Below are 15,043 nucleotides of genomic sequence, written 5' to 3'. Positions count from 1 at the left end.
TTAACGTTTGCTCAGTGAGTGTCTTTCAACGACTTCAGGAACAAACAGATGTTCAATAGTTTGGTTTATTTTGGTGTTGTAGACATTTTTAAGCACCCAGCGTGCGGCCATTTCGCTAAGTGATTGAATGGGGTTATTAATGGTAGTGAGTTTAGGGTATAGATACCGCGAAAAAAGCACGTTATCGAACCCTACGATAGAAAGGTGTTGTGGAATATCTAACCCTGCCTCTCGTGCTGCTGTCATTGCACCAGAAGCCATTTCGTCATTGGCGCAAATAAGGGCGGTAATATCAGGAAAGTGCTGCTTTAAATAATGCAAACCCTCTTGGCCCGAGGACTCGTGAAAATCACCTTCAAAAATATGGTCGTCTTTTACTTCAATGCCTGCTTCAACAAGTGCACGTTTATGCCCAGCTAAGCGATCGCTCGCATCTTTTTTGAATTTGGGGCCGCTGATGTAACCTATTTCTTTGTGCCCCTGCTTTATGGCTGCTTGGGCGGCTAAATACCCCCCTTTTTCGTTATCAACAACAAAGCAATTATCGTCCAGTCCGTCTACTTTTCGGTTAATAACCACAACGGGAAGGTCGGTTTTGCACAGGGTAGTTAAGTATTCATCGGATACCGCCTCAGCATGCAGTATAAGGGCGTCGCATCGACGACTTTTCAAAAACTCTATGGCGTCATGCTCACGCTTTTCGTCCACATGACCGGCAGTAATAATGACGTGCTTGCCATACTGCTTTAACACCTGCTCTACCGCGCTCATTAAATCACCGAAGTAAGAACCGTGAAGTTCAGAAACTAAAAGCCCCACACTATTGGTTCGATTAGATGCTAACGACTGCGCAATGGCATTTGGCTGATAACCTAATTCAGCCATTGCGGTCTCGACTTTTTTACGGGTGCGGTCGCTTACTTTTGTGTTTCCATTCATAACGCGGGAAACGGTAGCCAGTGAAACGCCTGCTGCTTCTGAAACTTCGTATATCGTTGCCATGGTGTAGAGTGCTTATCCTTTCAGTCTATCCCGCTAATGTAACATTAACTCTGCTGTTGACCAGTTTTTGATAGGCGATACCACTGTGTTTTAAGATTCTTTTTTGAGTGTTGTAGTCGACATACACAATACCAAATCGTTTTGTATACCCAAGTGCCCACTCAAAATTATCCATCAGACTCCACGCAAAATACCCTTTAATATCTACACCTGCGTTAATGGCATTGTGCACGGCGTTAAGATGGGAGTTAAAATAGTCAACCCGGTCGCTGTCTGCAATTTCACCCTCTACCATTTCATCATCCATGGCGGCGCCATTTTCGGTGATATAAATAGGGGGGAGAGAATAACGCCCATTCAAATCAACTAAAATTTCAGTAAACGCATCGGGAGTAATTTCCCAACCCATGGCAGTAAGAGGAACCCCTTCAGGCTCTACAACATCAAACCAACCATTTTCTGTGGATTTATATACGGTGCGCGTATAAAAATTAATGCCTAAAAAGTCGATGGGCTGGGAGATAATGTCCATATCTCCTTCGCAGATATCAGGTTGTTGTTCTTTTGGCAGTTGCTCACAAATATCAGGGTAGGTACCTTCAATAATAGGCTGTAAATACCAACGATTATGGTATTCATCGGCAAGCTTTGCGGCTAACTGATCGGCTTGTGATTCTGTGGCACTGTGGCAAGTAGAAAAGTTAAGCACAATACCGTTTAGGCTGTTAGGGCATTTCTCGCGAAGTATCTTCATCCCTAAACCATGGGCTAACAGCAAATGGTGAGCAGACTTTCTGCCGTTGGCTACACCGGTTTTGCCCGGCGCGTGAATACCGAGTTCGTAGCCTAGATACGCCGAGCAAAATGGTTCGTTTAAGGTAGCGTAAGAATACACTTTATCACCTAACGCACTAGCTACAATGTCAGTATAATGCGCAAAGGCTGTGGCCGTTTCTCTATTTAACCAGCCGCCTTTTTCTTCTAGATACTGAGGAAGATCCCAATGGTATAAGGTGACAAATACCTTTATGTTGCGTCTTACTAACTCGTCGACCAAGTTAACGTAAAACTGCATGCCGATATGGTTGATAGTTCCATCGCGGTTAACTACCCTAGGCCACGAGACAGAAAGTCGATATGCATCTACGCCTAATCCTGCGATGAGCGCTACATCTTCCTGCCATTTTTCCACATGCTGGCATGCAATATCACCATTAGAATTGTCTTCTATGGTGTGATGTTGTGAACAAAATGTATCCCAAATTGAGTCTAGTCGCCCGCTTCTATCACCTTCTATTTGAAAGCTTGAGGTGGCCACGCCGTATAAAAAGTCCTTTGATAACAATAAAGAGTCGGCAGGCAGCGTAATGTTTCGCATTTTCTCATGTCCTAGGCTTAACAAACTGTAGAGTACAGTCTGTTATTCATAAATCAAAAATAACATGATTTTTACATTGAATTCAGCAACGCTTCATGTAATTATTCACTGAAATGTAAGCGCTTACACATAGTGATATTCTATTTGTAAGCGCTTTCAAATGTTAATTTATCATTAATTACAAAAATAGCAATAGAGGTTATCAGTGGACATACCATCGCAAGCTGAATCGCAACCAATATACAGTGCGGCGCCAAACGGTAATTATCGTTTTGCACTCATTTCATTAACAACGTTATTTTTCATGTGGGGGTTTATCACCTGCTTGAATGATATTCTTATTCCTTACTTAAAAGGTGCGTTTAACCTCACTTTTACACAAGCAATGCTTATTCAGTTTTGCTTTTTCAGCGCCTATTTTATTGTCTCATTACCCGCTGGCGCAATCGTCTCAAGAATTGGATATCAAAAAGGCATTGTATTGGGGCTTGGTATCGCCTGCGTAGGATGCGCATTGTTTTACCCCGCTGCCGACAGCCAAATATACGGTGTATTCCTTTTAGCGCTATTTGTATTGGCATCAGGTATTACTATTTTGCAAGTATCAGCAAATCCGTATGTCACCGCATTAGGAGACCCTAAAACCGCCTCTTCCCGCCTTACTATGACACAAGCCTTTAATTCCCTTGGCACCACGGTTGCGCCTTTCTTTGGGTCATATTTAATGTACGGTGCAACGGGTGAGCACAATGCTGCAACAGCATCTGCTTCTGATGTTCAGATTCCCTACCTCATACTCGCAGCTTCTCTGTTGTTATTAGCTCTCGTATTTTTATATTTAAAGTTGCCTAAGCTCAATCACACCAGTAGCAACACCGGTATTTTCAAAGGTGGCGCGTGGCAGCACAAGCATCTTGTGCTGGGTGCAGTCGGTATTTTTATGTACGTAGGCGCTGAAGTCGCTATTGGCAGTATGCTAGTTAACTACCTTGCCAGCCCCTCGGTTGCCGGTTTAACCGAAGCTAAAGCGTCTAAGTTACTGGCGTATTATTGGGGCGGCGCTATGATCGGACGCTTCATTGGTGCACTAGTAATGCAAAAAGTGTCTGGCGGTATAGTATTGGCGTTTAATTCAGCCATGGCTATCTTTCTTATTGTGCTATCAATATCGACTACGGGGCCGCTTGCGTTGTGGACCGTGCTTGGTGTGGGTCTGTTCAATTCAATTATGTTTCCTACCATCTTCAGTCTGGCACTTCAGCAGCTTGGTAAGGATACGCCACAGGGCTCTGGCATTTTATGTTTGGCCATTGTGGGCGGCGCTATTATCCCTCTATTCCAAGGTATGTTGGCAGATAGCATCGGAGTGACCATGTCATTCTTGCTACCGGCGTCTTGCTACCTGTACATCGCCTATTACGGTTTGATAGGCAGCCGCGTAACTCAACTGATAAAAGATTAAGGGATCACCATGCGAAATACATTACTCGCTTCAGTCATTGCTGGTGCTTTGCTAAGTGGCTGCGCTGAATCTGAAAAAGAAATATCCGTAAATAACGTTGATAATGGCAAACAGAGCAGTTCGCAGAAAACTAACTCAGCTGACTCTGCCGTAAGCGGTGCGGCAGCAATATGGCCTAAACTCGATATAGAAGTAGAACAAGACCCTGCTGTAGAGAAGCAAGTGTCAGACCTTCTATCGCACATGACGCTTGAGCAAAAAATAGCGCAGATGATCCAACCGGAAATTCGCAATATCACGGTTGAAGAAATGCGTCAGTATGGTTTCGGTTCGTATTTAAATGGGGGGGGTGCCTTTCCAAACAATGATAAGCACGCTTCGCCTGATGATTGGGTTGCGCTAGCTGAGAAGCTATATCAAGCGTCTATTGATGACAGTTTAGACGGTTCGACTATTCCAACCATGTGGGGAACAGATGCAGTTCACGGTCACAACAATGTGATTGGCGCGACCTTATTTCCTCATAATATCGGTTTAGGGGCTGCAAAAAATCCAGAGTTGGTAGAAAAGATAGCCCACATTACAGCAAAAGAAGTCATGGCAACGGGGATCGATTGGGTGTTTGCGCCTACCGTGGCGGTAGTGAGAGATGATCGCTGGGGACGAACGTATGAAAGCTACTCAGAAGACCCTGCCATTGTGCGCGATTATGCAGCCTCGGTGGTTAAAGGGCTGCAAGGCGCGGCTGACAAAGACTTTCTCAGTGACCAGCGGGTTATCAGTACGGTAAAACACTTCGTGGGTGATGGCGGAACCGTTGGCGGCGACGATCAAGGCAACAACGATGCCAGTGAACAAGATTTATTCGATATCCATGCCCAAGGCTACGTTGGCGGACTTACCGCTGGCGCGCAGTCTGTTATGGCTTCGTTTAACAGTTGGAATGGTGAAAAACTTCACGGTCACAAGTATTTGCTGACTGACGTATTAAAAGAGCAAATGGGGTTTGACGGTTTTGTGGTTGGAGATTGGAATGGTCATGGTCAGGTTAAAGGCTGCAGCAACGTTGACTGTGCACAAGCCGTTAACGCTGGATTAGACATTTTCATGGTGCCTAGCGACTGGAAAGGGGTTTATGAGTCTACCTTAGACCACGTCAAAAACGGCGTAATTCCAATGTCGCGCATTGATGATGCGGTTCGTCGCATTTTGCGAGTAAAAGTGCGAGCTGGCTTGTTTGATAAACCGAGTCCTGCCAACCGTCCGTTATCTGGCGATCGTTCCCTTATCGGAAACGCGGCGCATCGTGAGGTAGCACGTCAAGCTGTGCGTGAATCTCTTGTTCTGCTTAAAAATAAGCAGGGTATTCTTCCTCTATCGGGTGCTAAACGCATAGTGGTGGCTGGCGATGCGGCAGACAATATTGGCAAGCAATCCGGTGGCTGGAGTATTACCTGGCAGGGAACGAACAATACCAACGCAGACTTTCCTGGCGGCACATCCATATACGAGGGCATTAAACGCCATGTAGACGCTGCGGGTGGCGATGTTGTGCTGTCTGTTGATGGTGAAATTGCACAAGACGGTAAAGCGCCAGATGTGGCAATTGTAGTCTTTGGCGAAGAGCCTTACGCAGAAGGGCACGGTGATAGAGAGACACTAATTTATCAATACGGTACAAAAGAAGACCTAGCGCTTCTTGAGCGCTTCAAGTCTCAGGGTATTCCCGTAGTGTCAGTCTTTATTAGCGGTCGTCCGATGTGGGTGAATGCAGAGCTTAACGCATCTGATGCGTTCGTTGCGGCATGGCTGCCCGGCTCAGAGGGGGCGGCGGTTGCCGACGTATTATTCGGTAAACAAGATTTTAAGGGCAAGCTTCCTTTCTCATGGCCAGCACAGCCACAGCAAATTGTGAATATTGGCGACGACACCTACGAGCCACTGTTGCCATATGGGTTTGGCCTCACTTATGCCGACGACAACGTGCTAGCGGATAACTTAAACACCGAGGTCAGCATAAGCAGTGATAACAGTCAGTCACTTGAGATATTAAACGGTGCCGTGCAGTCCCCTTGGATGCTTTGGCTTCATTCTGGTGATGAATCGCTAACGATCAATGCAAGCACGCACACATTGGGCGCAATTAACTATCGCACTGTGGATAAAGTCGTTCAGGAAGATGCCCGTAAAGTTACGTTTGATGGCAGTGAGTTTGCCGCAATGCGTTTTGCGAGCAAGAGCTTTTTCCGCGAAGATTTAAGTGCCCAGTTGCTTAATAATGCTGCGCTTACGTTCAACATTAATCCGCACAGTGCCGTTGAAGGAGCTCTAACGGTTGGCATGAACTGTGAAGGTGAGGGTGATAAGCCAGGTAGTTGCTCTGCGCGGCTTAATATCAGTGAGCAAGTGAACGCGCTTGAGCAAAACACATGGTCTTCGCTGAGTATCGACTTGCAGTGTTTTGTGGATGCAGGTATCGACTTTACTGGCCTTGTGGTGCCCTTTGAGCTTGGAAGCTCAGGTAAAGCAAGTGTTAGCGTTGCTGATATTCAATTTACGCCTAATACTGCTGCAAACGCAGACATCACATGTAAATAAAACCATACGCAAACCATGTTAAAAAACCGCTCTAACACAATTAGAGCGGTTTTTTTTAGCCTGTTTCAAGTGCAAGAGGTTATCGCTTTGCTACTCCAAGATAGGGGGAGAACTGCCAATTCTCTGGTATTGCTTACTATTGCCATCACACACACTCATATCAATCATGTCAAAACTATTAAGCATTATTAAAAACATCACTGCTTTACTCGCAAACACGACTCATTTCTATTATCATAAATATAAATAGTAATAATTCCTATTAACATCACAAGGCGCACTCAAGACGCCACTCAAATAGAAAAGTTAAAAAAGGGAAACCCTGATTACTTACCAAAAACACACATCAAACTTGTAGAACACATGGAGAAGTAAAGTGAAATTTAAGCTTACGACTATTGCTACAGCCGTAATGTTAAGCCCTGCTGCCCTAGGGGTTGCAATGGAAGATATTGAAAGGCTTACTGTTGAGGGAAAATATCTCTCGGTAAACCAATCTAACTCTATAAAAAGCCCAACACCTATTATTGATGTACCACAAAGTTTATCTATCATGACGGCAGAAGAAATTACTGCTCGTGGTATTACTAGCGTAGGTCAAATTATCGATTACACTCCTGGGGTCAATACTTCTCAGGGCGAAGGACATCGTGATTCTGTTGTGTTTCGTGGTGTACGTTCAACAGCCGATTTTTACATAGACGGCAATCGTGACGACGTTCAGTATTACCGTGCGTTGTATAATGTTGAGCAAGTAGAAATTCTTCGCGGCCCGAATGCACTATTGTTTGGTCGTGGCGGTACGGGCGGTATTTTAAATCGAGTTTCCAAGAAAGCGACTATTGAGCAGCAGTTTATAAACTACAACGTATCTGCTAATACTTTTGGCGCGTATAACTTGCAGCTTGATACTAACATCGATACGGGTGAAGACTCTGCGGTAAGAATTAATGCCATGTACGAAAGCCTAGATAACCATCGTGATTTCTTCTATGGCGATCGTTACGGGTTTAACCCCACAGCGCGCTTTCAATTGAGCGACGACACTACTATTGATTTATCTTATGAGTATATCGATCACGAGCGTTTTATCGACCGTGGTATTCCAACAGGTGCAAACGGTGAGCCGGTGGAAGCGTTTGAGAACATTGTTTTTGGTGACCCTGAAAACAACTATCAAACGCTAGAAGCTGACGTGTTTCGCGCTAATATACAGCACAATTTTTCAGATAACCTAAAAGGTAACTTTAATGCCTTTTATGGTGATTACGATAAAGTGTATGCCAACTTCTACGCCGAAGACTTTGAACCAGAAACTAACGTAGTGACACTTGACGGTTACATTGATGGCACAGAGCGTGAAAATCTTATTCTGTCGGCAAATTTAGTTGGTGAGTTTGCAACGGGTAGTATTGAGCACACGGTTATTTTTGGTGGAGAGTTTATCAACACTGAATCTGATCAAAATCGTTTAAACCCTGTTTTTGATTCACGAGTAGGCGAGGATAGTGCCGATAGAGAAGACTTCTTGGTAAATCGTCCCTTAGACTTCAGAGGTCTAACAGGGACTAACGCTGCTGGTACCACAGTAACAACTGCATTTTCAGCGCTAAATGATGATACTCGTGTAGATTTAGACGTATATTCATTTTACATACAAGACGAAATTGCCCTATCTGAAAACTTCGACCTGGTATTAGGAGCGCGTTTCGACAGCTTCGACATTGAAGTATTTGACGCACGCCCTGAGGTATTAGAAACCCGTAACCGCACTGATGAGGAAGTGTCTCCTCGTGCTGGTTTGGTGTATAAGCCTCAAGAAAACATTTCAATTTATGCCAGCTACAGTGAGTCGTTTTTACCACGCAGTGGTGAACAGTATGCCAATATTAACGGCGATGCAGATGCCCTAGACCCTGATACGTTTACTAATCAAGAAATTGGTCTGAAGTGGGATTTTGCGGACAGCATGAGCTTTACAGCGGCTATTTTTGAGAACGAGCAGACCTCATTGGATAACGATCCTAACGACCCTGAAGGCTTTGTAGAAGTTGATTCTGATGTATCAGGTTTTGAGCTTCAATTGCAAGGCTACATCACTGACAAGTGGTTTGTTACTGCCAACTACAGCAATTTAGACGGTGAAAGTGCGAGTGGCGTTGAGCTTCGTGAGCTTCCAGAAAATACCATGTCGGTATGGACAACGTACCAGGTAAGCGATGTGTTAGGCTTTGGTATTGGCGCAACCTATCAAGATGAGAGTTTTGTGGTGACCGATACCGATTCTCCAGTATTACCAAGCTATACTCGTGTAGATGCGTCAGCATACTACGAGCTACACAACGGCATGCGTTTACAGCTTAATGTGGAAAACTTAACTGACACATTATACTTCCCGAACGCGCACTCTAGACATCAAGCAACCGTTGGTGCGCCAATTAATGCAAGACTGTCTGTTATTGGGTCGTTCTAGCAACTACCGAATAACGCTTACAAAAAAGGCCGCTTCATGTAAATGAATCGGCCTTTTTGATGGGGTTTGTCTCAAAAGACGTCCCCCGTGCTAAACATACTTAGAACGTATAGCGAGCACCTAAGGTGTAACGAGGGCCGTATTGACGAGCAAACAAGAACTGCTCTTCAAAACGCCCAAATCCGCGTTCGGTTTCATCGTTAATGTTAATTCCTTCAAGGAATACCGTTAGATGTTCATCAACGTCATAGTTAATGCTCGCATCAACCTGTGCGTAGGTATCGAACTGGGTGGCTGGGTTATCCGATGAGCCCTGAGCTTGGCCAATGCCTACTACAAAATCTGAACGCCATGCATACGTGACTTTCACTGACAACCCATTTTTCTCATAGAACACCTGGAAGTTAGCAGAGTCACTAATCCCTACTAATGGGTCTTGCTCTTCAAGGTTATATGGGTCGTATTCAACGTCACCGTCGACTAGCGTGGCGTTTGCACCAAAGCCAAAGCCGGTTTCACCGAAAGTATGTTGAACAGCAAGCTCGATGCCCTCTACGGTTTTCGCATCACTAGAATTACCAGGCTGCGTTGTACGCCATGTAATTAAGGGGTCGTCTGCATTAGGTGTGACAACACCGTTTTCATCAGCATAGCCATTGTTGACAAAATAATCATAAATGGCGCTGTCAGTAGCTTGCGTGCCAGCCGCTTCAAGTGCATTTACCGCTTCATTCCAACGTGGGCCCAGATAGATATCGTTAAGACCTTCAAACTGACGGTCTCGACCTGTAGTAATAATGTAATTGTCTACTGACTTTCTGAATAGACCGACTGACGCATAGCTTGCCTCGTCGTAGTACCATTCAAACGATAAGTCTAAGTTTGAAGATTCAAATGGCAGCAAGCTGGTGTTACCCGCCGATGCCGTGCGCGAACCAATTTTGGGACTACCGCTAAACGCTAGGCCGCCTTGCAGTGAACCGATAGGCGCGCGAGTAATCGACTTACCCCAAGAGAAACGCGCAACTATGTCATCAGTCACGTCAACCTTCACGTCGAACATAGGCAGCAGAACATCGTACTCACCCGTGAAGTCCTGTATTTGCAACTCACTTTCAAAGTTCGTTATCCACTCAGATGCAGCAACCCAGTTAACCTGCGTTGGAATGCGCACCTCTGCAGAACTGGGTACTTCAGTTTCCTCATAGCGCACACCTGCATTTATTTGCACGTAGTAGTCGCCAACTTCAAAGTCCCATTCGGTCTGTACGTAAATAGAGTTGGTCGTTTCTTCCACATTATTCACGGCAGGTGCACCCATGTAATAAGGGTCGATAGAGTAGGCATTTGCTTCGCCCACTACATCTGATGTGATAAACGCTAATTGTCGAGCAATCGCTTCGTCAAAGTCATAGGTGTAGTAATAGCCAGGGTTCATATTAGCACCGCCGCTACTAAAGGCATCTAAGAAGCCGCTGGTGTCGTTGCGTACGAACATGCTATCTGGGAATATTTGTGTAAACGAAGGGTTAAAGCCCGGACCGCCACGCAAACCGCTCCAAGCCTCAAATCCAGTAAGAGCCTGCTCTGTTCGAGCCACGCCAAAATCTACCTTAATCAAGGGAATATCAAAAGCAGAGTTATACCACGTGCCATCAAGTTGGAATTGTTTAATATCAGAACGGCCAGGTGAGTAGATAAACTGGCTAAAGTTAGAATCTATTGCACCTGGCGATATTTCGTTAGTGCCGTTATTCCAATTCACGAATACCTGAGGAATATCGCCCTCGCGATAGTCGTACACTTTAGAGCGAAGTTGATTCGAGCCAAGAATGATTTGCCCAGCGCTACCTAGCCCTTCATCGTATCCATTATCGGTTTCGTTATACGAGTCGTGATAATCGAGAGCAAAATGCCAATCGTCGTTTACCATCCAATCAAGGTTGATACCGATTGATCGCGCATCTACTCGGGTGGTATTTCTGCTAGCAGTAAACGAACCGTCATCGCCACTAATATCGGCATACACCGCAGTACCGTTTGCATCGAGTTCGTAAGCGTTGATGTTGGCACCAAAGTTATTCCAAATACCCCATCCCACAGTGTTAGTGCCTGTCGTAGCGCGAGACGCCGTGTAGTCTACCGTTGCTGTAAAATCGTCGATTGGACGGAACTGGAACGTAACCTGTGCGTTTTGACGTTCGCGCTGCACATCACTGATGCCGTAGTTCATATCTTTTGGGAAGAAAGCAGCATTAGTAATGTTAGTGCGGTTATCAACGACGTTCTCCGCATCTAGGTCAGGTAATGCACCGTTTTCCTGCAGCTGCCAGCCTTGAATATTGGCCGCTTGCTGCTGAAAATCACGCTCTTGGTGAGAAAAAGATACACCAAAGCCAAACATATCGTCAGCAAAGGTATTGCTGTAAACACCTGCGATTTCTGGCGTTACATCATCTCCCTCTTCATTTGAAGTATCGTAAATACCTTTCACTGAAAATGACGCTTGTTGACCCGACTGAGCAAGCGGCTTCATCGTAATGATGTTAACCGTTGCACCTAGACCACCACTGGGGTTCTCTGCGCGAGCGGTTTTTTGTAGCTCTAGCGTGTTTACACCCTCAGAAGAAAGGTTAGACAAGTTAAATGAACGGGTGAAACCTGTGCCCGGCATTTGACGGCCATTAAGGGTGACTAAGTTAAATTCTGGGCCAAAACCACGTACCGTAATTTCGTTACCTTCACCGTTGTTACGACTAATAGTTACACCCGTTATGCGCTGAAGGGCTTCGGCTAAGTTAGTATCGGGAAACTTACCGAGTTCTTCTGCCGATATTGCATCTACAACACCGCTAGAACTGCGCTTCAAGTCCATCGAGCGGATCATGCTGCCGCGAATACCGCTTACTTGAATCACTTCTACTTCACCCTCTTCAGGCGAAGCTGTCTCTGCTTCTTGCGCGTAGCTTGGCATGGCCAAAGTAGAGCCCAATAACAAAGCCATTGACGTGGCAAGCTGGGTCTTTTTAAAAGTTGTGTTTTTCATAATTGCCTACTAATTCTTATCAATTTGATATGCCGCCAAGCTTCTGGCGGCAAATTGCTTTATTACTGAGCTGCTATTTCTACATTATCGATGCGGTATACAGCGCCATTACCTGTATCCCAAGTAGGGAACATCATAAGAACGTTGATTGCACTGATATCTAGGCCTGCATCGTAAAGTGTTTGCAGCGGGAACGTGTATGTCTGCCACTCGCCTTCAGCAGGCTCTACACCTTCAAGGCTTGATGACATTGGCAGCTCTACCGCAGAAGATGCGCCGATAGACTCAATTTTGAATAACCACTGACCAGATGTATCAATAGGCATTGCGCTTACTTTCATTTCGAAGCGAACTACGCCTGTTGAAAGCAGTGCCGATGCGTCGTAAGACACCTCTTCATCAGCAAGGAAGCCCATTACCGTTGGTGTTTCACCAATTCTGAATTCAGCAACCGTACCGTGCTCAGCATCGTCAACTTCTTCCGTTGGCGTAGAACCACCACAGCAATCCCAGATAGACCATTGCTCTGCTGCGGTGTCAGCAAAAATGCTCAAGCCACCAGCCGGTGTTTCGTTGCCGCTGTCGGGGTGGAAAAATTTCGCGTTATCAATACGGTATACCGCGCCTTCACCTGTACTCCACGCTGGGAATATCATGATGACGTCAATACCGCTTACATCTAAACCACGGGCTTGAAGATCGGCAATAGAGAAGGTGTAAGTTTGCCACTCACCTTCAACTGGTGCTTGGCCTTCTACACTGTCGGCAAGTGGAAGCTCAACGGCAGTGGCAGCATCATTGGATTCAATTTTGAATACCCAAGTAGAGTCTGGGTTAGTTGGCGCGCTTACCACTCTCATTTCGAACTGCAGTAAACCACCATCAGTAAGTGCAGTGGCGTCAAATGGAGTAGCACCACCGCCATCAATTGAACGAGTGGTAAAGCCCATGACTGTTGGCTCTGCGCCTATGCGGAATTCAGCAGTAAGGCCGTGCTCTTCATCATCCATTTCTTCAGTTGGTGTTGAACCGCCACAGCAATCCCACATCGGCCAATTTGGATTTTGTCCATCTTCGAAGATAGTAAGCTCAGGGTATGACGCACCGCCTTCTTGTGAAATTTCAACGTTGGCCATGCGATATACCGCACCGCTGCCCGTATCCCATAATGGGAATACCATGATTACGTCGATGGCACTGGTATCTAGGCCTGCCTCTGCTAATACACTCAGTGGGAATTCGTACGACTCCCATGCGCCTTGCTCAGGTGTAGCTCCTGCCACATCGGCTGGTCCTACATAGCCATCCATCAAAGGCAGTTCAGCGAAAGTAGAGCCTTCAGAGCTCTCAACTTTAAACAACCAAGACGTTGTTGCATTGTTTGGTAAGGCAACCGCTTTAAGATCGAATTTAATACTGCCTGTTTCTTCCATTGGTGAAGCATCAAACGGTGAAGCTTGACCGTCGGGGTCGGTGATAAACGCTGAACGGCTAATGAAACCCATTACCGTTGGCTCATCGCCAATACTGAATTCAAATACCTGACCTTCATCTGCATCTTCAACGAGGGCTGGTGTAGAGCCACCACAGCAGTCCCATGCAGGCCAGTTTGGATTTGGTGTGCCGTCAAAAATGGTGAGATTTTGAGCTATTCCGGTAGAAGGTGGCGATGGAATTGGCGCTGCGCCCTCAACTAATGCATCTTCTAGTGAATCGTAGCCTGGGCGAACGGTTTCGCAGCCTTTGCCTGTCATTGGGTCTGATGCACACTCGTATACGCGAACATAGTCAACTTCAAGACTTTGTCCTTCTGCAAATGCGTCGGCATCGATACCGGTTTCATTCACAGACTCAGGCCATGCTCCACCAACCGCAAGGTTTAAAATAAGGTAAAACTCTTGATCAAAAGGGGCGTTATCCCAAAATGTAGTAAGCTCGCCTGTACCCTGTTCAAAGTATTCTGCATACCAACCTCGGTGCGAGAGGCCAGTTGCTTCGCCCTTACTGTTTTTACGTACTTCAGAGCGGCGCTGGGTGGCGTACAGGTAACCATCCATGTACCAGCGGATTTCGCCTTCTTGCCACTCAATAGCATAGGTATGGAAGTCATCGGCAGGATTGGCACCACTTGGTAGTGAATAAGCTTGGCCCGAACTGTCGTTGTTCGGCCATTCTTGTCCGTAATGAAGTGTGCCGTAGATATGGTTTTCAGGGTTGCCGTCAATGTCCGCTGCTTTTAAATTCACCGCTTCCATGATATCGATTTCACCCGAACGAGGCCATCCACCGTACACTTCGTCTGTTGGCATCATCCAAAATGCAGGCCAAGAACCCTGGCCTTCAGGCATTTTTGCTCGCATTTCGATGCGACCGTATTTGAAATCACCTTTGTAACGGGTATTTAGTCGCGCAGAGGTATAGGGTTTTGGTGCCCCTTCTTCTGCTGGAAGCGCGACAATGTTTAACGTGCCGTTTTCAACAAAGGAGTTGCTTTCGCTTTCTGTGTAGCATTGAGCTTCATTGTTGCCACCGCCGGCGCAATTTACTTCGTGTGTCCATTTGTTTTCATCAATTCTTGAACCGTCAAACTCGTCGCTCCATACCAACTGCCAATCTGACACTGGGGCAGAGGCATCCACCGCGTCTATATCAGTAGATGTGGTGGCACCACCACCGCAACCAAATAGGGTTGTGACTGACAACGCAGCGGTTATCCGCGTAATTTTCGATGCATGTTTAGTCATTGCTTTCAGCCTTGCTATAAATGTGTTGTTAAGTGTGTCGTTGAGTGTGAATTAACGACGGCCGCGATGGCTTTTGTGTTTTTGAAAGCGCTTACAAAATTAAATTGAATATTTTTTTGGAAGCGCTTACATTTTGCTAACATTAAGCGAGAGCAACGAAAAGATCAATCATCTTTTCAACTTTTTAACATTAAAGCCGTTAATGAATGACCATGTCGATAACATCTATGGTTACTAAGATAACTGTATTCTATAACCTTTGTTGCGTTTAGTTATTGATGCTTTTCTTTTATGTATATGAATTACTTTAAATAAAATTGTATTCATCAACGCATTGTGA

Annotated in this window: 7 protein-coding genes; 3 read left to right on the top strand and 4 right to left on the bottom strand. The window is 45.6% G+C overall.

The window, feature by feature from the left end; genetic code table 11:
- Together ACOJR9_RS17775 and ACOJR9_RS17770 are read right to left on the bottom strand one after the other, a co-directional pair.
- Positions 1-1,002 (bottom strand): LacI family DNA-binding transcriptional regulator, encoded by a 1,002-nt coding sequence (locus ACOJR9_RS17775; protein ID WP_420934210.1) that lies wholly within the window; start codon positions 1,000-1,002, stop codon positions 1-3.
- A gap of 25 nt (positions 1,003-1,027) precedes the next feature.
- Complete coding sequence (locus ACOJR9_RS17770; RefSeq protein ID WP_420934209.1) at positions 1,028-2,380, bottom strand: GH1 family beta-glucosidase; 1,353 nt, start codon at positions 2,378-2,380, stop codon at positions 1,028-1,030.
- Positions 2,381-2,585: 205 nt separating this feature from the next.
- Between ACOJR9_RS17770 and ACOJR9_RS17765 the strand changes: the two genes are divergently transcribed.
- The 3 genes from ACOJR9_RS17765 to ACOJR9_RS17755 all read left to right on the top strand — a co-directional run bounded on the left by ACOJR9_RS17765 (position 2,586) and on the right by ACOJR9_RS17755 (position 8,913).
- The gene (locus ACOJR9_RS17765) at positions 2,586-3,842 is read left to right on the top strand and encodes a sugar MFS transporter (RefSeq protein WP_420934208.1); all 1,257 of its coding nucleotides are present in this window, start codon (positions 2,586-2,588) and stop codon (positions 3,840-3,842) included.
- Positions 3,843-3,851: 9 nt separating this feature from the next.
- Positions 3,852-6,440, top strand: coding sequence for a glycoside hydrolase family 3 protein (locus ACOJR9_RS17760; RefSeq protein WP_420934207.1), 2,589 nt, complete (start codon positions 3,852-3,854; stop codon positions 6,438-6,440).
- Positions 6,441-6,816: 376 nt separating this feature from the next.
- Complete coding sequence (locus ACOJR9_RS17755) at positions 6,817-8,913, top strand: TonB-dependent receptor (RefSeq protein ID WP_420934206.1); 2,097 nt, start codon at positions 6,817-6,819, stop codon at positions 8,911-8,913.
- A gap of 100 nt (positions 8,914-9,013) precedes the next feature.
- Here ACOJR9_RS17755 and ACOJR9_RS17750 read toward each other — a convergent pair whose 3' ends face one another.
- Together ACOJR9_RS17750 and ACOJR9_RS17745 are read right to left on the bottom strand one after the other, a co-directional pair.
- Positions 9,014-11,959, bottom strand: coding sequence for a TonB-dependent receptor (locus tag ACOJR9_RS17750; RefSeq protein ID WP_420934205.1), 2,946 nt, complete (start codon positions 11,957-11,959; stop codon positions 9,014-9,016).
- A gap of 62 nt (positions 11,960-12,021) precedes the next feature.
- A complete protein-coding gene (locus ACOJR9_RS17745) occupies positions 12,022-14,703 on the bottom strand; it encodes a family 16 glycosylhydrolase (RefSeq protein WP_420934204.1) in 2,682 nt (893 codons plus the stop codon).
- Between the last annotated feature and the right edge of the window lie 340 nt (positions 14,704-15,043).

It is taken from the genome of Alteromonas ulvae, assembly GCF_048987005.1.
Classification (GTDB): domain Bacteria; phylum Pseudomonadota; class Gammaproteobacteria; order Enterobacterales; family Alteromonadaceae; genus Alteromonas.
Note: the sequence above shows the minus strand (reverse complement) of the source record. Positions and strands in the feature narration are given on the sequence as shown.